The sequence below is a fragment of the Aeromonas sp. R10-2 genome (genome assembly GCF_040908445.1).
Classification (GTDB): domain Bacteria; phylum Pseudomonadota; class Gammaproteobacteria; order Enterobacterales; family Aeromonadaceae; genus Aeromonas; species Aeromonas veronii.
On sequence record NZ_JBFODS010000018.1, the window covers coordinates 1 to 25,316 of the forward strand.

At 61.2% G+C, this 25,316-nt stretch carries 21 protein-coding genes; 11 read left to right on the plus strand and 10 right to left on the minus strand.

The features are described from left to right. Positions 1-98 precede the first annotated feature (98 nt). Positions 99-1,301 (plus strand): ISL3-like element ISAeme19 family transposase, encoded by a 1,203-nt coding sequence (locus AB5Y97_RS03690; RefSeq protein ID WP_368157222.1) that lies wholly within the window; start codon positions 99-101, stop codon positions 1,299-1,301. A 76-nt stretch (positions 1,302-1,377) separates the two neighbouring features. Here AB5Y97_RS03690 and AB5Y97_RS03695 read toward each other — a convergent pair whose 3' ends face one another. Beyond that, a complete protein-coding gene (locus AB5Y97_RS03695) occupies positions 1,378-2,115 on the minus strand; it encodes a TerC family protein (protein ID WP_005352619.1) in 738 nt (245 codons plus the stop codon). 120 nt (positions 2,116-2,235) lie between these two features. Here AB5Y97_RS03695 and AB5Y97_RS03700 point away from each other — a divergent pair, with 120 nt between their 5' ends. The 3 genes from AB5Y97_RS03700 to AB5Y97_RS03710 all read left to right on the plus strand — a co-directional run bounded on the left by AB5Y97_RS03700 (position 2,236) and on the right by AB5Y97_RS03710 (position 5,492). Next, positions 2,236-3,351 carry an ATP-NAD kinase family protein gene (locus AB5Y97_RS03700; protein ID WP_201947938.1) on the plus strand — a complete coding sequence of 372 codons (1,116 nt, stop codon included), beginning with the start codon at positions 2,236-2,238 and terminating at the stop codon, positions 3,349-3,351. Between the two features lie 99 nt (positions 3,352-3,450). After that, positions 3,451-3,729: a YfcL family protein gene (locus AB5Y97_RS03705; RefSeq protein WP_005333639.1), complete on the plus strand. Its 279-nt coding sequence runs from the start codon at positions 3,451-3,453 to the stop codon at positions 3,727-3,729. Positions 3,730-3,827: 98 nt separating this feature from the next. Continuing rightward, the gene (locus tag AB5Y97_RS03710; RefSeq protein WP_042052884.1) at positions 3,828-5,492 is read left to right on the plus strand and encodes an AMP-binding protein; all 1,665 of its coding nucleotides are present in this window, start codon (positions 3,828-3,830) and stop codon (positions 5,490-5,492) included. Between the two features lie 112 nt (positions 5,493-5,604). Here AB5Y97_RS03710 and AB5Y97_RS03715 read toward each other — a convergent pair whose 3' ends face one another. The 3 genes from AB5Y97_RS03715 to AB5Y97_RS03725 all read right to left on the minus strand — a co-directional run bounded on the left by AB5Y97_RS03715 (position 5,605) and on the right by AB5Y97_RS03725 (position 9,024). Then, the gene (locus AB5Y97_RS03715) at positions 5,605-6,768 is read right to left on the minus strand and encodes a PLP-dependent aspartate aminotransferase family protein (protein ID WP_201947939.1); all 1,164 of its coding nucleotides are present in this window, start codon (positions 6,766-6,768) and stop codon (positions 5,605-5,607) included. 133 nt (positions 6,769-6,901) lie between these two features. Then, positions 6,902-7,939 carry an isopenicillin N synthase family oxygenase gene (locus AB5Y97_RS03720; protein ID WP_201947941.1) on the minus strand — a complete coding sequence of 346 codons (1,038 nt, stop codon included), beginning with the start codon at positions 7,937-7,939 and terminating at the stop codon, positions 6,902-6,904. A 446-nt stretch (positions 7,940-8,385) separates the two neighbouring features. Then, positions 8,386-9,024 carry an NAD(P)-dependent oxidoreductase gene (locus tag AB5Y97_RS03725; protein WP_021231373.1) on the minus strand — a complete coding sequence of 213 codons (639 nt, stop codon included), beginning with the start codon at positions 9,022-9,024 and terminating at the stop codon, positions 8,386-8,388. 101 nt (positions 9,025-9,125) lie between these two features. Here AB5Y97_RS03725 and AB5Y97_RS03730 point away from each other — a divergent pair, with 101 nt between their 5' ends. Then, positions 9,126-10,016 (plus strand): LysR family transcriptional regulator, encoded by an 891-nt coding sequence (locus tag AB5Y97_RS03730; RefSeq protein ID WP_201947942.1) that lies wholly within the window; start codon positions 9,126-9,128, stop codon positions 10,014-10,016. A 124-nt stretch (positions 10,017-10,140) separates the two neighbouring features. On the opposite strand, the gene AB5Y97_RS03735 is transcribed toward AB5Y97_RS03730, so the two are convergent. The 4 genes from AB5Y97_RS03735 to AB5Y97_RS03750 all read right to left on the minus strand — a co-directional run bounded on the left by AB5Y97_RS03735 (position 10,141) and on the right by AB5Y97_RS03750 (position 14,096). Continuing rightward, positions 10,141-11,043: a LysR family transcriptional regulator gene (locus AB5Y97_RS03735; protein WP_013723653.1), complete on the minus strand. Its 903-nt coding sequence runs from the start codon at positions 11,041-11,043 to the stop codon at positions 10,141-10,143. A gap of 100 nt (positions 11,044-11,143) precedes the next feature. Then, positions 11,144-12,403, minus strand: coding sequence for a CynX/NimT family MFS transporter (locus AB5Y97_RS03740; RefSeq protein WP_201947944.1), 1,260 nt, complete (start codon positions 12,401-12,403; stop codon positions 11,144-11,146). After that, entirely contained in the window at positions 12,400-13,299 is a 900-nt protein-coding gene (locus AB5Y97_RS03745; protein WP_368157255.1) for a pirin family protein, read from the minus strand. The genes AB5Y97_RS03740 and AB5Y97_RS03745 overlap by 4 nt, the downstream gene beginning before the upstream one ends. A 59-nt stretch (positions 13,300-13,358) precedes the next feature. Continuing rightward, complete coding sequence (locus tag AB5Y97_RS03750) at positions 13,359-14,096, minus strand: isochorismatase family protein (protein WP_201947947.1); 738 nt, start codon at positions 14,094-14,096, stop codon at positions 13,359-13,361. A 192-nt stretch (positions 14,097-14,288) separates the two neighbouring features. Here AB5Y97_RS03750 and AB5Y97_RS03755 point away from each other — a divergent pair, with 192 nt between their 5' ends. Beyond that, entirely contained in the window at positions 14,289-15,224 is a 936-nt protein-coding gene (locus AB5Y97_RS03755) for a LysR substrate-binding domain-containing protein (RefSeq protein ID WP_201947949.1), read from the plus strand. Between the two features lie 6 nt (positions 15,225-15,230). Here the strand turns inward: AB5Y97_RS03755 and AB5Y97_RS03760 are convergent, their stop codons facing one another. Beyond that, a complete protein-coding gene (locus AB5Y97_RS03760; protein ID WP_201947951.1) occupies positions 15,231-16,139 on the minus strand; it encodes a LysR substrate-binding domain-containing protein in 909 nt (302 codons plus the stop codon). 276 nt (positions 16,140-16,415) lie between these two features. On the opposite strand from AB5Y97_RS03760, the gene metE reads away from it, so the two are divergent. Together metE and AB5Y97_RS03770 are read left to right on the plus strand one after the other, a co-directional pair. Continuing rightward, entirely contained in the window at positions 16,416-18,680 is a 2,265-nt protein-coding gene (gene metE / locus AB5Y97_RS03765) for a 5-methyltetrahydropteroyltriglutamate--homocysteine S-methyltransferase (RefSeq protein WP_115521840.1), read from the plus strand. A gap of 174 nt (positions 18,681-18,854) precedes the next feature. Beyond that, positions 18,855-19,604 carry an ABC transporter substrate-binding protein gene (locus AB5Y97_RS03770; RefSeq protein ID WP_201947952.1) on the plus strand — a complete coding sequence of 250 codons (750 nt, stop codon included), beginning with the start codon at positions 18,855-18,857 and terminating at the stop codon, positions 19,602-19,604. Positions 19,605-19,640: 36 nt separating this feature from the next. Here AB5Y97_RS03770 and AB5Y97_RS03775 read toward each other — a convergent pair whose 3' ends face one another. Then, positions 19,641-20,504 carry a LysR family transcriptional regulator gene (locus AB5Y97_RS03775; RefSeq protein WP_021231364.1) on the minus strand — a complete coding sequence of 288 codons (864 nt, stop codon included), beginning with the start codon at positions 20,502-20,504 and terminating at the stop codon, positions 19,641-19,643. A gap of 167 nt (positions 20,505-20,671) precedes the next feature. Here AB5Y97_RS03775 and AB5Y97_RS03780 point away from each other — a divergent pair, with 167 nt between their 5' ends. From AB5Y97_RS03780 to focA, 3 genes are all read left to right on the plus strand, one after another. Continuing rightward, entirely contained in the window at positions 20,672-22,105 is a 1,434-nt protein-coding gene (locus tag AB5Y97_RS03780; RefSeq protein WP_100653913.1) for a glycoside hydrolase family 1 protein, read from the plus strand. 193 nt (positions 22,106-22,298) lie between these two features. Continuing rightward, complete coding sequence (gene ycaO / locus AB5Y97_RS03785; protein WP_368157256.1) at positions 22,299-24,059, plus strand: 30S ribosomal protein S12 methylthiotransferase accessory factor YcaO; 1,761 nt, start codon at positions 22,299-22,301, stop codon at positions 24,057-24,059. Positions 24,060-24,440: 381 nt separating this feature from the next. Then, positions 24,441-25,289, plus strand: a complete 849-nt coding sequence (gene focA / locus AB5Y97_RS03790; protein ID WP_201948316.1) for a formate transporter FocA — start codon at positions 24,441-24,443, stop codon at positions 25,287-25,289. Positions 25,290-25,316: the final 27 nt, after the last annotated feature.

The following is a 25,316-nucleotide window of genomic DNA, read 5'->3' on the forward strand; positions in this document are numbered from 1 at the left end:
GGTTCTTCGCGGGATCTTGGGGAAGTGGAAGTTGACAGACAGGGTGCTGGTAAACTGGCTGTCTCCAAACACACCACCACCATCACCCTGCTGTCGCCGTGCATCATATTGATATTGCCTCCTTCTGGCCAGGTTATACCGTCATCGCCCAAGCGCTTTCTGCCAACCATCACACCCTGTTTACCCTTGAGCCTCGCGCCGACCTGTTGCCCCGTTGTCGCCGATGCCTGCAACCCACGCCATTGATCCACGACCAACGTATCCGCCGGGTGCGTGAGCGAGACCTATTTGACCGACAAGTCTGGTTACAACTGCCTGTTCGCCGCGTCGACTGTCTGCGCTGTGGTCGCGTCAGTGAACATATCGACTGGCTCCCCTCTGGCTCCCGCCTCACCCGGCGCATGCAGTGCTGGATTGAAGCGCTCGTTCAGTACCTCCCCATCCGCCATGTCAGCCAGCTCACCGGGGTCGGTTGGCACACCATCAAGGAGATCGACAAGCGCCGTTTGCAGACCAGTGTGGGCACCATCGAACTTGGGGAGGTGCGGCGGCTGGTGATGGATGAGTTTGCCCTGCACAAGGGACACCGCTATGCCACCGTGATCATGGATGCCGAGCGAATCCGCGTCCTGTGGGTGGGGCACGGCAACAGCCGGGCCGCTATCCGTCCCTTCTTCGAGCAGCTCGGCGAGCGATGCCAGCAGATTGAAGCGGTGGCGATGGACATGAACACGGCGTTCGACCTGGAGGTGAAGCAACACTGCCCGCAGGCGGAGGTGGTCTACGACCTGTTCCACGTGGTGGCTCGCTATGGCCGAGAGGTGGTGGACCGGGTGCGAGTGGAGCAGGCGAATGCACTGAAAAGCGATAAACCGGCGCGAAAAGTGGTCAAAAGTGCGCGTTGGTTGCTGCTACGTAATCGGGCGAAGTTGAGTGAAAAACAGGATGTGAAGTTGCAGGAGCTGTTGGCGGCGAATCAACCGCTGGCGATGGTGTACGTGCTGAAAGAGGGGTTGAAGGGCATCTGGTATGCGCCGAGCGTGTGGGAAGGATGGCGACGATGGCGGAGCTGGATGCGGCAGGTGAAGGAAAGCGGGCTAGCGCCGCTGCAACGATTTGGTCGAAATTTATCGAAATATATGCGGGGGATCCTGGCGAGTGCAAACTACCCGATGCACACGAGTGTGCTGGAAGGGGTGAACAACAAGATCAAAGTGATAAAGCGCATGGCATATGGATTTAGGGACTCAGAATACTTTTTTCTGAAAATCAAGGCGGCCTTCCCCGGAAAGCCGCGATGAACCTAAAAAAAGAGCGCCCGACCGGCGCTCTTTTTGATCGCGACAGCTGGGGTCGCGAGGGCATGTGCGGGCGGGGTTACTGCGCGCTATTTTGCCCGTTATTGTCGTGATGGCTGCGCAGGCGGATGTTGATCATCTCCACCACCAGCGAGAAGGCCATGGCGAAGTAGATGTAGCCCTTCGGAATATGCAGGTCCATCCCCTCGGCCATCAGGGCGAAACCGACCAGGGTGAGGAAGGAGAGGGCCAGCATCTTGATGGTGGGGTGGGCATCGACGAAATCACCGATGGATTTGGCGGCAAACATCATGATGAAGACGGCAATCATGATCGCCAGCACCATCACCGGCACGTGATCGGCCATACCGACCGCGGTGATCACCGAGTCGAGGCTGAACACGATATCGAGGATGGCGATCTGGATCAGGGTGCTGATAAAGCCAGAGGCCGCTTTGCTGACGCTCTCCGGCTCGGCCGCCCCTTCCAGGGTGACGTGGATCTCGTGGGCACTCTTGCCGATGAGGAACAGGCCCCCCAGCAGCAGGATCAGATCGCGGCCGGAGATGGCTTCACCCAGCACGGTGAAGAGCGGATCGGTGAGGCGCATCACCCAGGCCAGCGAGAGCAGCAGCAGGATCCGGGTACCCATGGCGAGCCCCAGACCCAGAATACGCGCTTTTTGACGCTGCGCCTCCGGCAGGCGACCTACCAGGATGGAGATAAAGATGATGTTGTCGATGCCCAGCACGATCTCGAGCAGGGTAAGGGTGGCGAGTGCGACCCAGGCAGAGGGATCAAGAACCCATTCCAGCATGATTGAACCTTGGTTGAACATTGGTTGGAAAATTGAAGCAGCGCATTCTAGCAGGGGCGCCACTGCTTGTCCCAGAGGGGGGAAAAGATAAAAATGGTGGCCATCGCAAGGGAGGCAGGCATGTTTCGATTAGGGGTCATTATTAATCCGGTCGCCGGGATTGGCGGCGCAGTGGGGCTCAAGGGCAGTGACGGTGTGGTTGCCGAGGCGCTGGCCCGTGGCGCTGTGCCCAAGGCGCAGGAACGGGCGCGGCAAGCCTTGTTGCCACTGTGCGAGCTGAATGTCCCGTTTGAACTGCTGACGGTAGCGGGAGAGATGGGGGAGGCGTTGGCCCGCGAGCTGGGGTTGCCCTGTCGGGTCATCTATCAACCGGCCGGGGAGAGCACCTCGGCCGATGATACCCGCCACGCCGCCGGGCTGATGCGCGAAGCCGGGGTCGATCTGCTGCTGTTTACCGGTGGCGATGGCACGGCGCGGGATATCTGCGCCGCGGTGGGGGAGTCTTGCCATGTGCTCGGCATTCCGGCGGGGTGCAAGATCCACTCCGGCGTCTACGGGGTGACCCCCGCCGCCAGCGGGCGGGTGGTGGCGCGGATGATCGCAGGGGAACTGCTCAGCCTGATCGATGCCGAGGTGCGCGACATCGACGAGGAGGCGTTTCGCGCGGGCAAGGTGCGGGCCCGCCACTACGGCCAGCTGAAGGTGCCCGGCGATCTGCGTTACGTACAGGCGGTAAAACAGGGGGGCAAGGAGTCCGAAGAGCTGGTGTTGGCGGATCTCGCAGCCGGTGTGGTGGAGCAGATGGAGCCCGATACCCTCTATCTGATGGGCTCCGGCAGCACGGTGGCAGCCTGTATGGCTGAGCTCAGTCTGGAAAATACTTTGCTCGGTGTGGATCTGGTGGAAAATGGCCGACTTATCGGGCAGGATCTCAGCGCCGCCGAGATCCTGACCCGGATCCGCGGTCGTCGCTGCCGACTGATCATTACCCTGATAGGCGGACAGGGACATCTGTTCGGGCGCGGAAATCAGCAATTGAGTCCTGAGGTGATTCGGTGTGTCGGGCTGGACAATATCCAGGTGCTGGCAACCAAAGCCAAGCTTGCCGCCCTTGCGGGCAGGCCGCTGCTGGTGGATACCGACGATCCCGAATTAAACCGGGCGTTGCGTGGTTATCTGCGAATAACCACGGGATACAAGGATCAGGTCATCTACCCGGTGGCCAACCCGGAATAGGACGCCAAGGACGCTGCTGGCCTGGCGCCAGAGAGCTGCAATCAACCGGATTGCGGTTCCATACCCCCGAATTTTTTGCCGCAAATGAGGCTGCGTTACATGACGATTCACGATTTTGAGCACAAGTTGTTGGGACTGATCGACAGCATGGTTGCTACCGCGACCGACGATGAGCTGTTTGCGGGGGGTTACCTGCGAGGTCATATCTCATTGGCCGTTGCCCGGGCCGAGCTGGAAGGCAAGACCCTGGTGCGGGACGTCAAGAGCTATGTGCTGCGCAGCCTCAACGAGGCGATCTTGCAAGGTGAGCTTTCTGAAGAGGATGAAAAACTGGTGCAGGCGATGTGGAGTCGTTTGCAACAAGACGCAGAAGCTTGATCGGATACACAATTCAAACTGAAGTTTGAGTTTATCCTTCCCCTGAAGTTAGTGAAAGGTTAATAATAAGTTTCGCCTTTTGTTTCAGGGATTAAACTATGGCCTCCTCCTCACGCATTGCCAATAAACTGCCGCTCGAGATGCTCTATCACTGGGAGCGGCAGTGTCCTGATCGAACCTACCTGCGTCAAACCATCAACCGCGAATATGTCGATTTCACCTGGGGTGAAGTGGCCGATGAAGCGCGGCGGATGGTGACGGCCTTGCGTCACCTCGGTCTGGTGGCCGGTGACAAGGTGGCGCTGCTCTCCAAGAACTGTGCCCAGTGGTTTATCGCCGATCTGGCGATGCAGATGGGGCAGTATGTGAGCGTGCCCATCTACCCGACTGCCAACGTCGACACCATCGAATATGTGCTGCGCCACAGCGAGGCCAAGGCGATCTTCGTCGGCAAGCTGGATGACTGGAAGAGTCAGGAGGCGGGCGTACCCGCCGATCTGCTGCGCATCGCCTTCCCCTATGACACCATGCCGGCCAGCCACCAGTGGGACGATCTGCTGGAGGCGCATGAGCCGATCCCTGACAGCCCGGTGCAGGCCCCTGATTCCCTGCTGAGTCTGGTCTACACCTCCGGCAGTACCGGCAAGCCGAAAGGGGCCATGCTGAGCGTCGAGCGTTACGCCTGGTCGTGCGAGAAGCTGGTTGAGACGGTGAGCCTGAGCCAGGCCGATCGGGGCTTCTCCTACCTGCCGCTGGCCCATATTACCGAGCGGGTCTACATCTACGGCGGTAGTCTCTATGGCGGCGCTACCATCGCCTTTCCCGAATCTCTCGACACCTTTATCGAAGATGTCAAACGCTGCCGTCCCACCGTCTTTATCTCGGTGCCGCGGCTGTGGGCCATGTTCCGCATCAAGATCCACGAGAAGCTGCCCCAGAAGAAACTCGAACTGCTGCTCAAGATCCCGCTTATCTCCGGCCTTATCAAACGCAAGCTGCAAAAGGGGTTGGGACTGGATCAGGCCCGGGTACTCGGCTGCGGCTCCGCGCCTGTCTCCCCTGCGCTGCTTGAGTGGTATCTGAGCATCGGTCTCAAGGTGACGGAAGCCTGGGGCATGACCGAGAACCACGCCTACTCCACCATCAACTACCCGTTCCGCGCCGACAAGATCGGCACCGTCGGCAAGGCGGGGATCGGGGTGACCATCAAGATCTCCGACGAGGGGGAGATCCTCTGCCGCTGCGAAGGGATGATGCTGGGTTACTACAAGGATCCCGAGCACAGCGCCGAGGCCATCGATGCCGAGGGGTGGCTCCACACCGGCGACATGGGCAAGCTGGACAAGGAGGGTTATCTCACCATCACCGGCCGGATGAAGGATGTGTTCAAGACCGCCAAGGGCAAGTATGTGGCGCCGGTACCCATCGAGGGACTGCTGGGGCAGGAGCCCATTATCGAACAGCTCTGCGTGATTGGTTACGGCATGCCCCAGCCCATTGCGCTGGTGCAGCTGGCCGAGAGTGCCATGAAGGGCAATCGGGAGGAGGTCAACGCCAGACTGGAAGCGGCCCGGGTTCGGGTCAACGATCAGCTGGAATCTCATGCCAAAATTCGCGGCATTCTGGTAGTGAAGACTCCCTGGAATATCGAGAACGGCGTGCTGACCCCCACCATGAAGATCAAGCGTCACCTGCTGGAGCAAAAGTACGCCCAGGTCGGGGATCGCTGGCCCTCATCCCAGGTGGTGGTGTGGGAGGAGTAAATTCCGTCTTTCCATAGCGCAACAAACAACAACGGCCCTTGATGGGCCGTTGTTGTGTTTGGGGCATCTCACTCGCCGCCATTTGGTGGGCAAGTGAGATGTGTGCTCCCGGTTAGATCTGCGCCAGCGCGGCAGCCAGATCGGCGATCAGATCGTCGGCATCTTCCACCCCGATGCTGAAGCGGATGAGGTCGTCATTGACCCCGGCGGCGAGGCGGCTCGCCTCGTCCATGGCGGCGTGGGTGGTACTGGCCGGATGGCAGGCAAGACTCTCCAAATCGCCCAGACTCACCGCCTGCAGGAACAGTTGCAGGTTATCGAGCAGGGTGGCGCAGCGTTCAAACCCGCCTTCAAGTTCGATGCTCACCATGCCGCCAAAGCCGCTGGCGAAGGCGCCGAGAGCATCGTGACCCGGATGGTTGGCAAGGCCCGGGTAGATCACCTTCTTCACCGCCGGGTGGGCGGCCAGAAACTCGGCCACTTTCTGCGCATTGTGCAGGTGGGCATCCATCCGCAGCGGCAGGGTCTTGACCCCGCGCTGCAGCAGGTAGGCCTCCTGCGGGCCGATGGGGGAGCCGATATGCTTGAGGGCCACGGTGCGGATCGACTTCATCAGGGCGTGAGAGCCCGCCACCACCCCGGCGATGATGTCGCCGTGGCCGCCCAGATATTTGGTGCCGCTGTGCATCACTACATCGACCCCGAGCTCCAGCGGGCGCAGCAGGTAGGGGGTAAGGAAGGTGTTGTCACACACCGTGATGGCGCCCACCTTGCGGGCCGCTTCCACCACCAGCCGCGGATCCACCACCTTGAGGGTGGGGTTGGTCAGGGTTTCGAACAGTACCACCTTGGTGGCGGGGCGGATGTTGGCCAGCAGATCCCGGTTACTCTCGTAGGCGGTGACCTTGATGCCGGCTCGGCTGAAGGTTTGCTTGAGGAAGGCATCGGTGCCGCCGTAGAGCGGGCCGATATAGGCCACCTCATCGCCGCTGTCGGCCAGCGCATACATGATGGCGCTCACCGCTGCCATGCCGCTCGCCACCACCAGCGCTTCATCGGCACCTTCAAGCGCCGCGAGTTTTTGCTCCAGCTCGGCGGTGGTGGGGTTGCCAAAGCGGCTGTAGATAAAGCCGGGGGCCTGACCTGCAAAGCGCTCCTTGCCCGCCTGGGCGTTGAAGTAGCTGAAGGTGCTGCTCTGGTAGAGCGGGGTGGTGAGGGCGCCGGTCTGTGGGTCGATCCGCTGGCCGCTGTGTACGCTCATGGTCTTGAATTTCATCGTGTTGCTCCGTGATGGCCAGGCTCTGGCCATGACTTGTTTTGTTGTTCGTTGCTTGTTGTTTTTGTCAGCGCGGGTATGTGCATGCGGCTTGTGGCTTATGCATATACCCGCCGGCGGATCTCTGTGCTGCTCAGGTCGGTATCGCTTCACTCTCTGTGCGCGGGAAGCGAGCGGGTTCCCCATAGTGACGGGCCGCCACATCCGGGTGGGAGCGCAGCCGCCCTTTCAGCACGTTCTTCCCCACCTGATTAAAGAGCGGGTTGGTCGGGTCACTCTCCGGCCCTTGCGCCTGCGCTGCCAGCTCGGGGGAGAGGGTGAGCAGTGGCACGGTGGCATCGAGCCGCGCCGCCATAAAGAAGGCGCAGGAGAGGCGTGAGACGCCGGGCGGCGGGCTCACCACCCGATGCAGGGTCGCCTTGAGATAGCCGTTGGAGGCCAGCTCCAGCAGCTCGCCGATATTGACCACCAGCGCTCCCGGCAGGGGTGGTGCGGAGATCCAGCCGTCGGCCGTCTCGACCTCAAGCCCCGAGTGATTGTCCTGCATCACCAGCGTCAGGTAGCCGGGATCCTTGTGGGCGCCGACCCCCTGACTGCTGCCACCCGCCTCTTGCCCCGGGTAGTGAATGAGCTTCATGTGTTGGTAGGGGGCGCCGCGAATACTGTCGTCAAACACGTTGGCCGGTTGCTCCAGCACCTCGGCGAAGGCAGCGAGCAGGGTGAGGGTGATGTCGCTCAGCCGATCCTGCCACGCCAGCAGATGGCCTTTCATCTCGGGAAAGGTAGCCGGCCACTGGTTGGGGCCGATCAGCCGCTGCCAGGGTTCACGGATCAGGGCCGCAGGCAGGGCTTGCGCCTCATTCATGATATCGAACTGCTCTCGCAGATCCGGCCGCTGGCGGGTCAGCTCGGCACCGACCCGGTTGTAGCCGCGAAAGTGGGGGCTGTTGACCATCTGCACCGCCAGTTTCTCCTGCTCCGGCAGAGCAAAGAAGCGCTCTGCCAGCGCCAGGGTCTCTAGCATCTCAACCTTGCTCAAGCCGTGGCCGATCAGATAGAAAAAGCCCACATCGCGGGCGGCTGCGGCCAGCCTGGCCAGCATAGGGCGACGTACCTCGGGCGCCCCGTTGAGGGCAGCCAGATCGATGATCGGCAGTGGTGAATGTTCCATGTGCACCTCCTCACTCTTTCGTTATCTCTGGCGCCATCTCTTGCACTGCCTCCGCTGTTGGCAGACCTGATAAGCGGCAAACGGGATGGCGCGACAGTGTGTCGGTATGCGCTGCGGTGTGGCGCCATCTGGAATAAGGGGGGATGCTACTGTTCGGTGTTACAAGACGGAAACAACAAATTATTCTTAGTTATATACAAAATTCGAAATGGAATTCGGCGTCTGATGGGCTGAAGGTTTTTTGCGCAGCCATTGTGGGGTAAAGGGGCAACGATGAGGGGGAGAGTGATAACCAGAGGCAAGCTGCCAGTGGCAAAAATGACCAAAACAGAAAATGGCCAAAACAGAAGGAAGGCGGATGCCTCCCTTCTGGTTGAGCGGGTGTTCACCTGACCGAAAGCACAGGTGAGTGACCGCGCATTCTGGCCTTAACCGATTGATGGCTCTCAGTAACCCAGGGTAAAGCGCTGGCGCTGGTGAGCCGGTTTTTCCACCTCGTTCAGCACACCGTCAGCCAGATCACCGGCGGTGATCCCGGCAGGCTGTTCGCCGCTGAACAGCACCTGATCGCCACCAATCCGATAGCCGCCGCGCTTCTCGCCCGGTTCGAGGAACACCGGGGGAGAGACAAAGCGCCAGTCGAGGGTGGTTTCACGACGCAGGGCGGTGAGACCGTCGCGGGCCGCCAGCGCCCCCTGTTTCCACTCGGCCGGAAACTCAGGGGTATCCACCAGTTGCACGCCGGGGGCAACCTCCAGACTGCCGGCTCCACCTACTACCAGCAGCCAGCTGTTGGCCGCTTTGGCTGCTGCGACGATCGCGTTGGCGCCCTTGAGGTACTGGTCGTAGATATCCGGTGTGGTCCAGCCCGGGTTGTAGGCGCTGATCACCCGATCGTGCCCCTTGAGCACCTCTGCCAATGCCTGCGGGTTTTGGGCATCTACCGCCACGGCGGTGACCTGCGGATGGGCGGCCACCTTGCTGACATCGCGGACGATGGCGGTGACGTGATGGCCGCGGCTGATGGCCTCGTTCAGGATGGCTGAACCGACAAAACCGCTGGCACCGATCAGGGCAATCTTCATGGGGAACTCTCCTTCACTGTTGGAATGGGGTTATCCTACGCCGCCATTTATGATTTAATAATTACCTCAAAAATGCACTCACTTGTAAGCTGGATTTAATAATGGAACAGCTCAGACGTTACGCCATCTTCGCCGCCGTGGTGGAAGCGGGCAGCATGACAGGGGCGGCCAAATCCCTTGGCATGACCCCCTCCGCCGTCAGTCAGCATATCAGCCAGCTCGAAAGCCTGCTCGGACTGCCCCTGCTCCATCGCTCCACCCGTCGTCTCAGTCTGACCGAGGCGGGAGAGGTGGTGTGGCAAGGGTGCCGGGCGTTGCAGCAGACCCTCAGCGAGACCGAGCTGCGCCTCTCGGAGGTGCGCGACGCCCTGCTCGGGGAAGTGCGGATCACTGCCCCGGTGGGGATGGCGGGCCAGCCGCTGGCTCTGGCCCTCTCGCCGCTGTTGCAGGCCCATCCCGGCCTCACCATCCAGATCATCGCCGACGACGAGAAGCGGGATCTGATTGCCGAGCGGATCGACGTGGCGCTGCGGGTCGGCACCTTGCCTGATTCGACCCTGGTTGCCCGCAAACTGGGGCAGACCCGGATGCTGCTCTGCGCCGCCCCCGCCTATCTGGCGCGCAAGGGGACGCCGCGCACGCCCGCCGATCTGGCCGCCCACGACTGGCTCTGTGGCGACATGTTGGGCAACGGTTTGCTGCTGCAGGATGAAAAGGGGGGCGAGCACAGGGTGAGGTTCAAGGCCAAGGTGCTCTGCAATAACGTGTTGCCCCTGCGCCAGTTTGCGCTGGCGGGGCAGGGGATCTCGCTGCAACCGGAGGGAGAAATTGGCGAGGATCTGGCGCAGGGGCGTCTGCTCGAACTGCTGCCCGGTTTTCGGGTGCAGCCGATGGAGATCCACGCCATCACACCGCAACGGGAGATCCCGGAGAAGGTGCGGCGGGTGGTGGAGGCGCTGCGCAGCTACTTCGGCACGACGATGTCGTCATGAGCTGCGCCTTAATGGTTGAGAAAAGGCCCCCGATTATCCTGAAGGCGGATTATCCATAAGGCGGTTTGTCGAGAAGAGCGATAGCCAGGATTAGGAGATGGGCATGCTTGACTGTTAAGCATACTTAAAACGAACTGACGGCCCGCACCTGATCTTTGAGCCAATTAAGCCCGGTATCCTGACCGGAGCTCTTGTGCCAACTCATGTAGACGGGGCAATCCTCCGAGAGCCAGGGGAGGGGATAGCTGGCCAGATCCAGCGCCTGCCCCAGCTTCTCCATGTGCCACTGGCTGGCGACGCAGAGCCAGTCGGTACGACTCACCAGATGAAGAGCGGTGAGCAGGGAGTCGCTCTCGTAGGCAATCTGGCGCGGCGGCAGCGGCGCCTTGGTCAGGGTGTTGAGCAGCAAGCTGTCGAGCCGCCTGGTTTGCAATACCACGTGCTTTTCGTTGAAGAAGGTGGCCATGTCGGGGGCCTGGCGGATCCTGGGGTGATCCTTGCGGCAGGCGATGCGCAGGGCCTGGGACATGATCTGCTCGTTTTCGATCCCCTGCTCCGCCATCGGCTTGGTGGCCAGCACCAGATCCACGCTGTGCAGATAGAGGCTGTTCTGGCGCAGGGCTTCGTCCTGCACCTGGGTGTTCCACTCCAGCTGACAGTTGGGGGCTTGGGTCTGCAGCAGGTTGTTGAGCTCCGGCAGGAAGAAGATATCGATATCGGGCACCCCCGCGATGCGAAAGGTGCGCCGACTGGTCTGGGGATCAAAGAGATCGGTGCGCTGCAGGCTGCGCTCCATGTCGTGCAGCGGCACCATGATCTCGTGGTGCAGACTGAGCGCTCGCGCCGTGGGGGTGATGCCGCGTCCCTGGCGGACAAACAGCGGCTCGCCCACCAGGCTGGTCAGGCGGCTGATGGCCTGGCTGATGGCCGAGGGGGTCATCTCCATCATCTCGGCGGCCGTGGTGACACCACCATAGCGGATCACCGCATCGAGGACGCGAAAGAGATTGAGATCGACTTGAGACATGGTGGCTACCGTTAAGCATGATTAAACAGTTAACATACTGAACAGCCTCTTGTCCGGCCAGCATTCCCTGCGATAACTGTGATGTTTCCCTCTCTATTCGTCATCTTCCATCTTGCCGCGAATGCGATCGAGCCTGTTTCGCAGCCATGCTTGAGTCCGGCAGGTGGCCCGCGGCATAGAGCAGCGCGACCAGCAGCAAGCCGCCCAGAAAGAGCCAGCGAGCGCTCCCCCAATGGCCGCTGTCCGTCATCAGGGCCGCCAGCAGCAAGGGCCCCAGCAGCTGACCGAGGTTGGCGAGCTGGACAAAAAAGCCCTGCACGATGGCCAGTTGCACCGGCCCCTGACTCACTCCCTGCGCAGACGAGAGGATCGCTGGCGGCGCCATGCCACCCGAAAGGGAGAGGACGAGGCACAATCCATAGGCCCACCACGGCGACAGGCCGGGCCAGAAGGCGAGCATGCCGCACAGCGCCATCAGGCCCAGTGCCCAGCTGATGAGCCGATCTCGTGCCACGCCCCGGCGCAGCAGCCATGCCCCCATCAGGTTGCCGGGAATATTGGCGACCACCGCCAGCGCTGAAAGCAGGGCGATCTGGCTTTGGCCAATCCCGGGGCTGCCTTGCAACATGGTTGGCAGCCAGACAAAGAGCGCCCAGAGCATCAGGCTGTAGAGCGTGAACGCCAACCCGTAGCGCCAGAGTGCCTTCTGCCGGAGCACCGTGAGCTGGCGCAGCGGGTGGCCCGAGTTGATCGAGTTTTGGGGTGCCCAGACCCGCAGTTTATCTGCCGAACGACTGGCGAGCAGAAGCAGCAGGGCAGAGAGTTGCGGGAACATCAGGATCAGCCAGGCCAGTCGCCAGCCACCTTGCGCCGTGAGCCAGGGGGTGAGCAGCATGCCGGCCGCCGCACCAAGGGGCAGGTTGACCGCCCACAGGCTCAAGGCCAGCCGTTTGTCCTCCTCCCGGGTCACCGCCACGATAAAGGCGGGCATGGCCACCGAGACCAGCAAAAAGCCAATCCCCTCGACAATGCGCGACAGCAGCATCATGGCCAGCCCGGTGGCGGGCAGTGCCAACGCCCCGCCTGTGACGATAATCAAAAGCCCCACAACCGCGGTTTGCCGCCCACTCCAGCGAGTCAGCAGCAGGCCGAGAAAGAGGCTGAAGAGGATCGCCAGCGTATTGAAAGCCGAGGCGAGATAGCTGGCTTCGACCAGTGTCAGCCCCAGCTCGCTGCGCAGTATGCCGAGTACGGCGGGCACTTTGCCAAGGCAGAGGGCGCCGCTGGCACCGGCAAAAATGGCGAGGAAGACCAGAGGCCAGCGCGTGCTTTGTGGCTGGTGGCCAGCGAGCGTGCTCATGGCCGATATTGGCCGTTGCGCAGCCACTCATCGCTGAGCTGGCCAAATTCGCCGCGCTGATAGGCATGCAGCCGATCTGCAATGGCGTCGTGGCTGTTCATGACGAAGGGGCCATGTTTGACCAGGGGTTCATTGAGCGCCTGGCCTGAGAGCAGCACGAAGTGGCAGGGCTCGGTGGCCTCCAGTTGCAGAGCCACCGCCTCGCCGCCATCGGCAGAGAGGCTGACACCCATCCCGTGACCTGCCGGGATGAGGTGCCGCTCTCCCTCCGCCTGAAGGGTCAGCGATCCGGTCAGGGGATAGATCATGGCATTCCAGCCTGCCGCCAGCAGATGGGTGAAGCGGCTGCCGGGCGCGCAATGGCCATCGAGCAGGGTAAAGGGTTGGGGCAGTGCTCCCGAGTGTGGTGCCGTTATCCCGTTACTGTGGCCTGCGACCACCCGTACTCGCACCCCTTCGCCATGAAACTCGGGGATGGTGGCTGCGGCTGCGTGGACGGTAAAAGGCGACGCCATCTTTTGACGGGCAGGCAGGTTGACGAAGATTTGCAGGGCGTGGACATAGGGGGATGCCCCTTCCGGCTGCTCGGTATGTACGGCCCCGCGCCCGGCCGCCAGCCAGTGGAGCGCGCCCGGTTCGATGGGGCCCTGATTGCCGAGGGTGTCGTAGTTGACGTGGGGGCTCGTCGAATCCTCGAACAGATAGGTGACGGCAGAGATCCCGGCGTGGGGATGGGGCTCGAAGGTGGGGGCGGTCATCTGGAAGTGATCCACCATCACCACGGGGTCTATCAGACCGTTGAAAAAGTGTTCGCCAAAATGGCTGGCTGCAAAGCCGCTGCCAATGCGCAGCGGTTGGTCCTTGACGGGGGCGGAGAGAGTCAGGCGTCTGGTCATCGATATAACCTCTTGAAGACAAAAGAAGCCTTCGGTCATCTGACCGAAGGCGGGGCGAGTTACGACTTCTTGGCACCTTCTTGCATCTGCCACACCAGGGTGGCGAAAGGCATGTCGAGGGCGCTGTAGACATCGTGCGCCTTGGGGTCGACGTTGCTGCGCAGCATCTCGACCGCGGCAGAGGCGTAGTCGGTGACCGGGATACCGGCCCCCAGCAAGCGTTGCAGACCCGTGGTGCGCTTGGCTTCGTTGAAGGTGCCGGAGGCATCGAGCACCACCCGGGCATCATAGCCGGCAGCCTTGGCAGAGAGGGCCGGGAAGCTGGCGCAGATCTCGAGGGATACCCCGGCGATGATCAGTTGTTTGCGGCCGGTCTTCTCAATGGCGGCGCGCACGGCAGGATCGTCCCAAGCGTTGATGACGGTGCGGCTGATCACTTTCACATCCGGCAGGGCACTGGTCAGTTCAGGCATGGTGGGGCCCCACATGCCATCGGGCATGGTAGCGGTCACGATCACCGGCACGCCGAGGGCGCGGGCGGCGTTGGCCAGCGCCACCACGTTGTGCTTGAGCTCGCCCACCGTGGTGTCGCGCACGCCGCTCAGCAAGCCGACCTGATGGTCGACCAGCAGCAGTACCGCATTGTCTCGGGAGAGCATCTCCAGATAGCGGTTGGGTGATACGGTCGGATGGCTGGCAGCCTCGGCGGCCATGGCCGGTGTCGCTGTGGTGGTCAGCGTGGCGGTCAGGGTCGCCAGACCGAGCAGGGTGGCAGAGCAGATTTGTCGCAGTTTCATGGTGAACTCCTTGTGATATCGGAACAGTCAAACGGCCCTTGCTGGTGGGGCGGATTGCCCGAGCAGCAACCGTCTGATGGGGACAGGGCCATTATGATGGCTGCAAAAATGGCGACAATCTGGTGAAATAGGTTCTTATCGTTCTATTGGTGGAACGATGTGAATGCACCTCACCCTGACCAAGGCAGCCCGATGACACCACTGGAACTTGATTTGAATGATCTCTATCTCTTCACCCATGTGGTGCAGCGACAGGGATTCACTGCCGCCGCGCGGGCGCTTGGCGTACCCAAGTCGCGGATCTCGCGCCGGATCCGGCTGCTGGAGGAGCGGCTGGATACCCGGCTGCTGCAACGTACCTCACGCCAGCTCAGCCTGACCGATGCCGGTGAGGTGCTCTATCGCCACTGTCAGGCGATGCTGGCCGAGGCGCAGGCCGGAGAGGCGGCTGTGCGGCAACGGCAGCAGGAGCCGAGCGGTCTGGTGCGGATCAGCGTGCCCATTACCATTGCCGATGCGCTGCTTGCCAGTTTGCTGCCCGCGTTTATGGTGCAATACCCCAAGGTGAAGCTCGCCGTGCAAGCCAGCAATCGGCAGGTGGATCTGCTGGAGGAGGGGCTGGATGTAGTGATCCGCGGGGTGGCCTTCGAGCAGTCCCCCTCCAGTCTGGTGCAGGTACCGCTCTGTACGGTGCAATGGGGCGTGCTGGCGACCCCGGCGTGGCTCTCCCGCCACAATGCGCTGGCGCATCCACGCCAGCTGGAAGGAGAGGATGCCCTGCTTTTCAGCTCGCTGGAGCGTCAGGCCGATTTGCTGCGGCTGCGGCACGACAGTGGGGAGAGTGAGGAGGTGGCGGTCAATGTGCTGCTGCGCAGCGACAATGTGCAAACCCTCAAACAGGCAGCGCTGGCGGGGCTCGGGATGGTGGGCTTGCCACTTTACGCCTGCGTGAATGAGCTGGCGGATGGGCGGCTGCAACAACTGTTGCCCGAGTGGCGTCCCAAAGATGGCAAGCTGGTGATGCTCTATCCCGCGCGGCGCGGTCTGTCACCGGCGGTCAGGGCCCTCATCGACTTTATCAAGGCGCAGTTGCCTGCACTGCTGGCAGAGGTCGGTCAGCCACGCTGAGGAGGGCTATCCCTCCATCTTGCGGCGAATGCGCTCGAACAGGCTCTGCAGGCAGGCTTGATCCCGATCGGCGGCCCGCACCGCGCCGTACATATGGCGACGAATACCGCTGCCGAGGGGGCGGGCGCAGAGCATCCCCTGTCTGACAAACTCGTCGCTGGCCCAGCGCGGCAAGGCGGCAACCCCGAGGCCGGCGGCGGCCATCTGCAGCATCACCGAGGTGTTGTCCACCGGCTTGCAGCGGGCGGGCTCCACCCCGGCGGGTTGCAAAAAGCGGCTGAAGATATCCATGCGGCTGCGCTCCACCGGATAGACCAGCAGCACCTCCGGCCCCAGATCGCCCGGCTCGATGTGGCTCTGGTGGCAGAGGGGATGATCCGGCGCCATCACCAGAGTCAGATCGAAGGCAAACAGCGGCTCGAAGTGGAGATCGCCGCGGGCCTGCACATCGGAGGTGAGCAGCAGATCGAGCTGGCCGCCTAGCAGGGCATTGATGGCATCAAAGCCCGGCACTGACTCCACCTCCAGATCCACCCCAGGCCACTGGCGGCGAAAATCGGGCAACAGCGGCAGCAGCCACTGGATGCAGCTGTGGCAATCGAGCGCCAGATGCAGCCTGCCCGCATCGCCGCTCTGCAAGGCCTGCAACTGCTTCTCGGTCTGGGCCAGGGCGGGCAGTACCTGACGGGCGAGGGCGAGCAGCTGGCCGCCTGCCGCGGTCAGCACCAGCGGGCGGCTTTTGCGCAGGTAGAGCTCCAGATTGAGGCGGGTCTCCAGCTCTTTGAGCTGGTGGGAGAGGGCGGACTGGGTGAGGTTGAGGGTCAGCGCCGCACCGGCCAGCGAGCCCTGCTCGGCCAGCGCGGTCAATGTTTTCAAGTGTTTGATCTCTATCCCTGCATTGCTTGGCACTGCCATAAGATGGCTCCTTGTGAGATTGCGTATGGCGCTGAGGTTGCGGTCGGCGGTGGCCTGCTGCACTTCTTGACTGCGGCACCTCTTGCACCTGTAAAAATCGGCCTCTGTATCCTCGCGGTGAACCTGATTGGCGGTCAGTTGAGGATTATTTGAGAGCCACTTGAAGAGGATTCAATAGCCAGCGTCACCTTATCTTGTCATTTTGGATGTGTAAACATCTGGATGGCTAAATCATCCAGTTTCCCATCAGATGAATGAGCATAAGGAAATGAACCTATGACACGAGCACACACCCTGGGCTTCCCCCGTATCGGCGCCAAGCGCGAGCTGAAATTTGCCCTCGAATCCTACTGGCGTGGCGAGACCACTCAGGCCGAACTCGTTGCCGTGGGCAAGACGCTGCGTGAGCGCCACTGGCAGGCCCAGCACGGCGCCGGGGTCAATCTGCTGCCGGTGGGCGACTTTGCCTGGTACGATCAGGTGCTCGGTACCAGCCTGCTGGTGGATGCGGTGCCTGCCCGTCACCGTCATGGCGAGACCGATCTCGACACCCTGTTCCGGGTGGCCCGCGGCCGTGCGCCGACCGGCCCGGCGGCCGCCGCCGCCGAGATGACCAAATGGTTCAACACCAACTATCACTATCTGGTGCCGGAATTCAGCCGTGATCAGCGCTTCAAACTGGGCTGGAGCCAGCTGTTTGACGAGGTCGAAGAGGCCAAAGCGCTGGGGCTGCCGGTCAAGGCGGTGCTGCTGGGGCCGGTCTCTTATCTGTGGCTCGGCAAGGAGAAAGAGAGCGGCTTCTCCCGCCTTGAACTGCTCGATCGCCTGCTGATTGTCTATCAGGAGATTCTGGCCAAGTTGGCCGCCCAGGGAGTGGAGTGGGTGCAGATCGACGAACCGGCGCTGACGCTGGACCTGCCGGACGAGTGGCGACTGGCCTACCTCAACGCCTACGAGCGCCTGAGCGGCCCCTGCAAGCTGCTGCTCACCACCTATTTCGGCTCGGTGGCCCATCAGCGCGACATCATCACCAGCCTCAAGGTAGATGGCCTGCATCTGGATCTGGTGGCCGCCCCCGAGCAACTGGAGACCCTGGTGCCGCATCTGCCCGCCCAGTGGGTCATCTCCGCCGGGGTGATCAACGGCCGCAACGTCTGGCGTGCCAATCTGGCCAAGCTGGCGCCGACTCTGAAGGCACTTAAAGCCAAACTCGGTGAGCGGCTCTGGGTGGCCTCCTCCTGCTCATTGCTGCACAGCCCGGTGGATTTGACCCTGGAGCAGGAGCTGGATCCCCAGACCCGCAGCTGGTTCGCCTTCGCCTTGCAAAAATGTTTCGAGCTGGGACTGCTCAGAGAGTATCTGGATGGGGGCGAACTCGACAAAATCACCGCCTACAGCCAGCCCATCGTGGATCGGGAGTCCGACAGCCGGGTGCACAAAAAAGCGGTGCAGTCACGGCTCGCCAGCCTCACCAACAGCGATTTTGATCGCCACAGCCCCTATCCGGTCAGGGCCGAGCTGCAGCGCTCGGATCTCAAGCTGCCGCTGCTGCCCACCACCACCATAGGCTCCTTCCCGCAGACCTCGCAGATCCGGGTATTGCGGCAGGATTGGCGCGCCGGTCGCATCGATGACAGTGCCTACGAGGCGGGCATTAAGGCCGAGATCCGCGATGCCATCGCGCGTCAGGAGGCCATCGGGCTGGACGTGCTGGTACATGGCGAGGCCGAGCGCAATGACATGGTGGAGTATTTCGGTGAGCTGCTGGATGGCTTTGCCATCACCCGCTTCGGCTGGGTACAGAGCTATGGCTCACGCTGCGTCAAGCCGCCGGTGATCACCCGTGACATCGACCGCCCGACCCCAATGACGCTCGAATGGACCCGATTTGCCCAGAGCCTGACCGACAAGCCGGTCAAGGGGATGCTGACTGGCCCTGTGACCATCCTCTGCTGGTCCTTCCCGCGCGAAGATGTGAGCCGCGAGCAATCTGCCCTGCAAATCGGGCTGGCCATTCGTGACGAGGTGGCAGATCTGGAAGCCGCCGGCATCAAGATCATCCAGATCGACGAACCGGCGATCCGCGAAGGTTTGCCCCTGCGCAAGCAGGATCACCAGGCCTATCTCGATTGGGCTGTGCGCGCCTTCCGTCTGAGCGCAAGCCCGGTGGCGGACAGCACCCAGATCCACACCCACATGTGCTACAGCGACTTCAACCTCATCATCGAGGCGGTAGCGGCGCTGGATGCGGATGTGATCACCATCGAGACCAGCCGCAGCCAGATGCAGCTGCTCGAAGCGTTCGAACGCTTCAACTACCCCAACGAGATTGGCCCGGGCGTCTACGACATCCACTCGCCGAACGTGCCGAGCCAGAGCTGGATTGAGGGGTTGCTGCGCAAGGCGGCCAAACAGATCCCGGCCGAGCGGCTCTGGGTCAACCCGGATTGCGGCCTCAAGACCCGCGGCTGGGAAGAGACTGAGGCCGCCCTCAAGGTGATGGTTGATGCCACCAAGGCGCTGCGGGCCGAGCTGGCGTAACCGGCAAGCCGTGACCGCCATCGGTAAGGTGGCGTGCTGACAAACGAACGAGAGAGGGGAAGCCACTGCTTCCCCTCTCTTTTTGCTGGCCACTTGTTTCACTGGTTTCTGATCCTTGCCGCAGCCCGCTTTGCACTAGGCTCAGAGGTGGCAGAAGTGGATGGAGTCGCGGCCATGAGAGTCAGTCTGGGGAGCGCAATCCTGTGGGGATTGCTGATGTGGCAGAGTGTCTGGGCGGCGCCGGCGGCCGAGTTGAAGATGGTCTATTTTGACGACTTTGCCCCATATTCGTGGCGTGACGAACAGGGCAAGATGCGCGGGCTGATGATCGACGTGATGGATCGGGTGGTTGCGCAGATGGGGCTGCGGGTGCGCCATGAAGGTTATCCGTGGCAACGGGCGCAAAAACTGGTGCGGATGGCGCAGGCCGATGGCTTTGTCACCATCGCTACCCGGGAGCGGCGCAGCTATACCCTGGTTGTGGAAGAGCCGGTCACCACCACTGTGCTAACCATTTTTACCCAGCGTGCCCATCCCCGCATGGCGGAATTTCAGCGTGCCAACCGCTTGAGCGACTTCAAATCGCTTACCTTTCTCGACTATTTCGGTAACGGCTGGGGCAAGGAGAACCTGGCGGGCTTCACCGTTCATCACACCATCAATGTTGATAATGTCTTCAAAATGCTGGCGGCGGGTCGGGGGGATCTGATGGTGACCGACCCACTGGTGGCTCGTTTCAAACTCAACCAGCTGGGATTGTCCGGGCAGGTGGTCGAGGTGCCGCTGCAGCTTGCCTCTACCCCGTTCAATCTCTGCATCGGCAAGCACTCCCGCTTCAATACCCGGATCACCGAATTCAACAGTGCCCTGCAACAGCTGCGACAAAGCGGCGAGTTGGCGCGTATCGTCGAACGCTATCGTTGATGCGTTGCAGCCATCTGCTGTTTGCCAACGGCGTGTCTATCTTGGCGTCATATCGGCGATGGTTGCCCAGAAGGCATCGATCAAGGGCCCCTTACTGTGGGGCGGACGGATAAGGCCAATGGTCCAGCAGGCTTCCCCGTCTCTCAGGGGCAGGGTGAGTACATCCGGGTGCTCTATGGTGGTGGAGGAGGGCACCAGGGTCCAGGCGATCTCTGCCGCCGCGGTGGCGACGCCAGCGGCGAAGTCGTTGACGTACTGGATATCGCGAAAACGCAGCCCGCTCTGGGCCAGATAGTTCATCAGGTGATCGTAAAAGGACGGGGCCTTGTCCCGACGCAGGATCGCCAGCGGTTTGTCCACCAGATCCGCCAACTCCCTCACATCTCGGTAGCTGGCGGGCAGTACGGCGACAAAGTGGGCTTCGACCACCGGCAGGGCGTGCCACCCCTTGGGGGCGGGCAGGCGGCAAAAACCGAGATCCAGCTTGCCTTCACTCAGCGCCAGCAACTGGTGGTGGGTGGAGAGATCGTTGAGCTCGATGGTCACTTGCGGCCGCTCGGCGCGAAAACGGGCGATGGCGGCGGGCACCAGGATCTTGGTGGCCACGCCAAAGCCGATGCGCAGGGTGCCGACATTGCCCGCCAGCACGTCGCGGGCGGTGCGCGAGAGCTGCTCGCTCTGGATGACCACAGCGCGGGCATCCTCATATAGCGCCCTGCCCAGTCCGGTGAGGCGAGTGGTACTGGCGTTGCGCTCGAACAGCTCGCCGCCCAGCTCCTCCTCCAGCCGCCTGATCTGTTTGCTCAGGGCCGACTGGGTAACGTGTTGACGTACCGCCGCTTGGCCGAAGTGCAGCACCTCCCCCAGAGTGACGAAGGCTTTCAGATCCCGTAGCTCCATCAGGGCTCCTTTCATTCCTGTTGGGAATGTTGAGTGGTCAAATTTGTCATTGGACGGAATTTTAGAAGTGATGGATGCTTATGCCAATTCATTTCGGATGCCCCGGCATGGGGGCGCCGAGTTATCAGAGATGGCTGACACCATCAGCGCAGAAGGAGCAACACCAGATGCATCACCACAAGTTCAACGACTTCCCGAGCGATTTTCTGTGGGGCGCCGCCTCCGCCGCCTATCAGGTGGAGGGGGGCTGGAATGCCGATGGCAAGGGGCCCTCGGTGTGGGATCTCTTCACCAAGCTGCCGGGCAAGACCTTTGAGGGGAGCAACGGCGATGTGGCGGTGGATCACTACCACCGCATGGAAGAGGACGTGGCGCTGATGGCCGAGATGGGGCTCAAGGCTTACCGCTTCTCGGTGAGCTGGCCGCGCATCTATCCCACCGGTCGGGGGGAGGTGAACGAGGCGGGGCTGGCCTTCTACGAGAAGCTGATCGACACCCTCTTGGCCCACAAGATCGAGCCGGTACTGACCCTTTATCACTGGGATCTGCCGCAGGCGCTGCAGGATGAGTACGGCGGCTGGGAAGACCGACGCATTATCGAGGATTTCGAGCGCTACTGCGTGACCCTCTATCAGCGTTTTGCCGGCAAGGTGAAGTACTGGGTCTCTCTCAACGAGCAGAACTACAACCTGACCAACGCCTATCAGCTCGGTACCCATCCGCCCGCAGTGCAGGATCGCAAGCGCTTCTTTGCCGCCAACCATATCGCCTTTCTGGCCAATGCCCGGGTGATCAAGGCGTTTCGCCAGCATGTGCCAAATGGCCTCATCGGCCCGAGCTTTGCCTACTCCCCTGCCTATCCGGCGTCGTGCGACCCGAAAGATATGCTGGCCTATGAGAACGCCGAGGAGTTCAACAACCTCTGGTGGCTGGATGCTTACTGCTTTGGCCGCTATCCGCAGGCGGCGCTCGCTTACTTGCGAGAAAACGGCGAGGCGCCGGAGATCCTGCCGGGCGATATGGAGTTGCTGCGCGAGGGGACGCCCGACTACATCGGCGTCAACTACTACTACACCCTGACCTACACCGATAACCCCTTGGGTGGTCAGACCTTGCAGCGGATCAACACCACCGGCAAGAAGGGTACTACGCCATCGAGCGGCATCCCCGGCCTCTACAAGACAGCGCCCAATCCGCACCTTGAGACCAGTAACTGGGACTGGGCCATCGATCCGACCGGGATGCGTATCGCCCTGCGTCGCCTCTCTTCCCGCTATGGTCTGCCGCTGATGATCACCGAGAACGGTCTTGGCGAGTTCGACAAGCTGGAGGCGGGCGACAAGGTGAACGATGAGTACCGCATCGATTACCTGCGCAGCCACGTCAAGGCGTGCCAGGAGGCGATGCAGGATGGGGTGGAACTGCTCGGCTACTGCGCCTGGTCGTTCACCGACATCCTGAGCTGGCTCAACGGCTATCAGAAGCGCTACGGCTTCGTCTATGTGGAGCGTGACGAGCAGGGGGGCTCCCTTCGCCGGATCAAGAAGGCGAGCTTCCACTGGTATAGCCAGGTGATTGCGAGCCAGGGCAAGCAGCTCTGACGGTTTATCACGTCGCGTAACCAGCTGGCCCGGGCAATCCCCGGGCCCGCGCTGTTTGTGGCGGGGGAGCGGGGATAAGCCGGTTTCTCAACGTGCGACTCATCCCTGTTTGCTGATTTTTGTCCTGCCAAAGCCGCCGACCCCTGCTATTATCTGCGGCCGAACATGAGCCAATAAAAATCAGGATATCGTGATGACTGACCACACTTTTATTCCCGGCAAGGACGCGGCGCTGGAAGACTCCATCGAACGCTTCCAGACCAAGCTGCAAGCCTTGGGCTTTGATATTGAAGAGGCCTCCTGGCTCAACCCCGTGCCGAACGTCTGGTCGGTGCATATTCGCGACAAAGAGTGCGCCCTCTGCTTCACCAACGGCAAGGGTGCCAGCAAGAAGGCGGCCCTCGCGTCTGCCCTTGGCGAATATTTCGAGCGTCTCTCCACCAACTACTTCTTCGCCGACTTCTATCTTGGCGAGCAGGTCGCCAACGGCGATTTCGTTCACTACCCGAACGAGAAGTGGTTCCCCATCGAGGGTGACCAGTTCCCGGCCGGTCTGCTCGACAGCTTCACCCGCAAGTTCTACAACCCGGACGGTGAAGTGACCGCCGACATGCTGGTGGATCTGCAGTCAAACAACGAGGAGCGCGGTATCGTCGCGCTGCCGTTCGAGCGCCAGTCCGATCACGAGACCGTCTACATCCCGATGAACATCATCGGTAACCTCTATGTCTCCAACGGCATGAGCGCTGGCAACACCAAGACTGAAGCGCGCACCCAGGCGCTCTCCGAGGTGTTCGAGCGCCACGTGAAGAACAAGATCATCGCCGAGGCCATCAGCTTGCCGCTGATCCCGGACGAGGTCATGGCCCGTTATCCGGGGATTGCCGCCTCCATCGCGGCGCTCGAAGCGGAAGGCTTCCCCATTTACAGCTTCGATGCCTCTCTGGGTGGCCGCTATCCGGTCATCTGTGTGGTGCTGCTCAACCCGAGCAATGGCACCTGCTTTGCCTCCTTCGGTGCCCACCCGCGCTTCGAAGTGGCCTTCGAGCGTACTGTCACCGAGCTGCTGCAGGGCCGCGGTCTCAAGGATCTCGACGTGTTTGTGCCGCCGTCATTCGACAACGAGCAGGTGGCGGATCACCACAACCTCGAGACCCACTTCATCGACTCCTCGGGCCTTATCAGCTGGGACCTGTTCAAGCAGGATGCGGACTTCGAGTTTGCCGACTGGGATTTCCGTGGCACCTCGCAGGAGGAGCTCGATCACCTGATCGGCATCTTCCATGAGCTGGAGCAGCCGGTCTATATCGCCGACTACGAGCATCTGGGTGTCTACGCCTGCCGCATTCTGGTGCCGGGCATGTCCGACATCTATCCGGCCGAAGATCTGCTGCTGGCCAACAACAACATGGGCGCCAACCTGCGCGAAGTGATCCTGGCACTGCCATCACTTGATTGGGATGCCGAGCAGTACATGGCGTTGTTTGATCAACTGGATGAAGAGGGGCACGACGAGCGCACCCGTGTACGCGAGCTGCTGGGCATCGCCGCTGCCAAGGGGACCGCGCTGCACACCCTGCGCGTTGGCGAGCTGAAAGCCATGCTGGCGCTGGCCGCCGGTGAGCTGGAGACCGCACTGGATCTCATCGACTGGACCATGGAGTTCAACCAGTCAGTGTTCACTGCCGAGCGTGCCAGCTACTACCGCGCCCTGCGTGCCTGCGTCGAGTTGTTCCTCGACGAGGAGCGGGATCCGGAGCAGTATCGCGCCGTCTTCACCCGCATGTATGGCGAAGAGACGCTGGCACAGGCATGGGCCAACGCCAGTGGCGAAGCACGCTTCCACGGGCTGGAGGCGGCCGACCTGTCGCTCTCCCAGTTCCCGCTGCACCAGAAGCTGCTGGCGGCTTACGAGAAGCTGCAGAAGGCCAAGCGAGCCCATCACTGGGCGTGATTGTTGCTGTAAAGGAAGGGGCCGTGTGGCCCCTTCTGTTTATGGTGCGGCAAGGCAAGGGATTGTTATTCAAAGATGAAATAAAAAACAAAAAATACCCCTAAGGGGGTTGATGGCAGGGCAGGGGATGTGCTGTTGAACTGCAAAGATATCTTGCCAATACCATATTTCCATGCTCTGGAATAAATTCTTTAAAATCATTGCATTAAAAATGTGATATTTCTGTTTCAGCTGATACCTGGTGTAAAGTGGCGTAGCCATCGCACTAAAATATTTGTAGTAAAATTACATTCGCACTCTGATAAACTTGATCAATGTCAATTTTGGCTATTTGGCCCTTTGTTATGATTTCAACAGGCAAAACATTCAGGTAGAAAATAATTGAAAGCTGAATCTCCATTCGATTGTCTCAAGCCCGAAGCCATCGCTGCACTGGCTGAAGACATCACCTATGCCAAGGCTACCAAGCCGGCATACAAGGTCATTCCACTGGCCATCACCGCAGGCGCTTTCATCGCCATCGCATTTATCTTCTACATCACAGTGACGACCGGAACCGGCTCCATGCCTTGGGGTATGGCCAAGCTGGTGGGCGGTCTCTGCTTCTCTCTCGGACTTATTCTCTGTGTGCTGCTCGGTGCCGAGCTGTTCACCTCCACCACCCTGACACTGGTGGCCAAGGCTGCCAATCGCATCAGCTGGGCTCAGCTACTCAGGAACTGGGGTCTGGTCTACTTCGGTAACCTGATTGGCGGTCTGCTGATGGTGGCGCTGATCATCGTTTCTGCAGAGTACACGGCAGCAGACGGTCAGTGGGGCCTTAACGCCCTCAAAGTGGCCCAACACAAAATTCACCACACCTTCTTCGAAGCAGTGGCGCTGGGTATCCTCTGTAACCTGATGGTATGTCTTGCTGCCTGGATGGCCTTTGGTGCCCGCAGCGCGACTGACAAGGTAGTGGTTATGCTGCTGCCGGTTGCCATGTTCGTTGCCTCAGGTTTCGAGCACAGCATCGCAAACATGTTTATGATTCCGGTTGGTATCGCTATCCACAGCGTGGCTAGTCCGGAATTTTGGCAGGCCATCGGCCAGGATCCGGCAACCTTTGCTGACCTGACCGTATCCAACTTCGTCCTACACAACCTCATCCCCGTGACCATCGGCAATATCATCGGTGGTGGCGTGATGGTTGGTCTGACTTACTGGTTTATCTTCCGTCGTCATCATTAAGGATGATTGCGGGATACTACATCAATA

Excerpts from the sequence above, each read along its gene's own strand:
- AB5Y97_RS03715 (WP_201947939.1), bottom strand. The coding sequence starts at position 6,768 with ATGAAATTCAAGACCATGAGCGTACACAGCGGCCAGCGGATCGACCCA.
- AB5Y97_RS03705 (WP_005333639.1), top strand. The coding sequence starts at position 3,451 with ATGACGATTCACGATTTTGAGCACAAGTTGTTGGGACTGATCGACAGC.
- AB5Y97_RS03710 (WP_042052884.1), top strand. The coding sequence starts at position 3,828 with ATGGCCTCCTCCTCACGCATTGCCAATAAACTGCCGCTCGAGATGCTC.
- AB5Y97_RS03725 (WP_021231373.1), bottom strand. The coding sequence starts at position 9,024 with ATGAAGATTGCCCTGATCGGTGCCAGCGGTTTTGTCGGTTCAGCCATC.
- metE (WP_115521840.1), top strand. The coding sequence starts at position 16,416 with ATGACACGAGCACACACCCTGGGCTTCCCCCGTATCGGCGCCAAGCGC.
- ycaO (WP_368157256.1), top strand. The coding sequence starts at position 22,299 with ATGACTGACCACACTTTTATTCCCGGCAAGGACGCGGCGCTGGAAGAC.
- AB5Y97_RS03760 (WP_201947951.1), bottom strand. The coding sequence starts at position 16,139 with ATGGCAGTGCCAAGCAATGCAGGGATAGAGATCAAACACTTGAAAACA.
- AB5Y97_RS03780 (WP_100653913.1), top strand. The coding sequence starts at position 20,672 with ATGCATCACCACAAGTTCAACGACTTCCCGAGCGATTTTCTGTGGGGC.
- AB5Y97_RS03720 (WP_201947941.1), bottom strand. The coding sequence starts at position 7,939 with ATGGAACATTCACCACTGCCGATCATCGATCTGGCTGCCCTCAACGGG.
- AB5Y97_RS03740 (WP_201947944.1), bottom strand. The coding sequence starts at position 12,403 with ATGAGCACGCTCGCTGGCCACCAGCCACAAAGCACGCGCTGGCCTCTG.
- AB5Y97_RS03730 (WP_201947942.1), top strand. The coding sequence starts at position 9,126 with ATGGAACAGCTCAGACGTTACGCCATCTTCGCCGCCGTGGTGGAAGCG.
- AB5Y97_RS03735 (WP_013723653.1), bottom strand. The coding sequence starts at position 11,043 with ATGTCTCAAGTCGATCTCAATCTCTTTCGCGTCCTCGATGCGGTGATC.
- AB5Y97_RS03695 (WP_005352619.1), bottom strand. The coding sequence starts at position 2,115 with ATGCTGGAATGGGTTCTTGATCCCTCTGCCTGGGTCGCACTCGCCACC.
- AB5Y97_RS03750 (WP_201947947.1), bottom strand. The coding sequence starts at position 14,096 with ATGAAACTGCGACAAATCTGCTCTGCCACCCTGCTCGGTCTGGCGACC.
- AB5Y97_RS03770 (WP_201947952.1), top strand. The coding sequence starts at position 18,855 with ATGAGAGTCAGTCTGGGGAGCGCAATCCTGTGGGGATTGCTGATGTGG.
- AB5Y97_RS03700 (WP_201947938.1), top strand. The coding sequence starts at position 2,236 with ATGTTTCGATTAGGGGTCATTATTAATCCGGTCGCCGGGATTGGCGGC.
- AB5Y97_RS03775 (WP_021231364.1), bottom strand. The coding sequence starts at position 20,504 with ATGGAGCTACGGGATCTGAAAGCCTTCGTCACTCTGGGGGAGGTGCTG.
- AB5Y97_RS03755 (WP_201947949.1), top strand. The coding sequence starts at position 14,289 with ATGACACCACTGGAACTTGATTTGAATGATCTCTATCTCTTCACCCAT.
- AB5Y97_RS03745 (WP_368157255.1), bottom strand. The coding sequence starts at position 13,299 with ATGACCAGACGCCTGACTCTCTCCGCCCCCGTCAAGGACCAACCGCTG.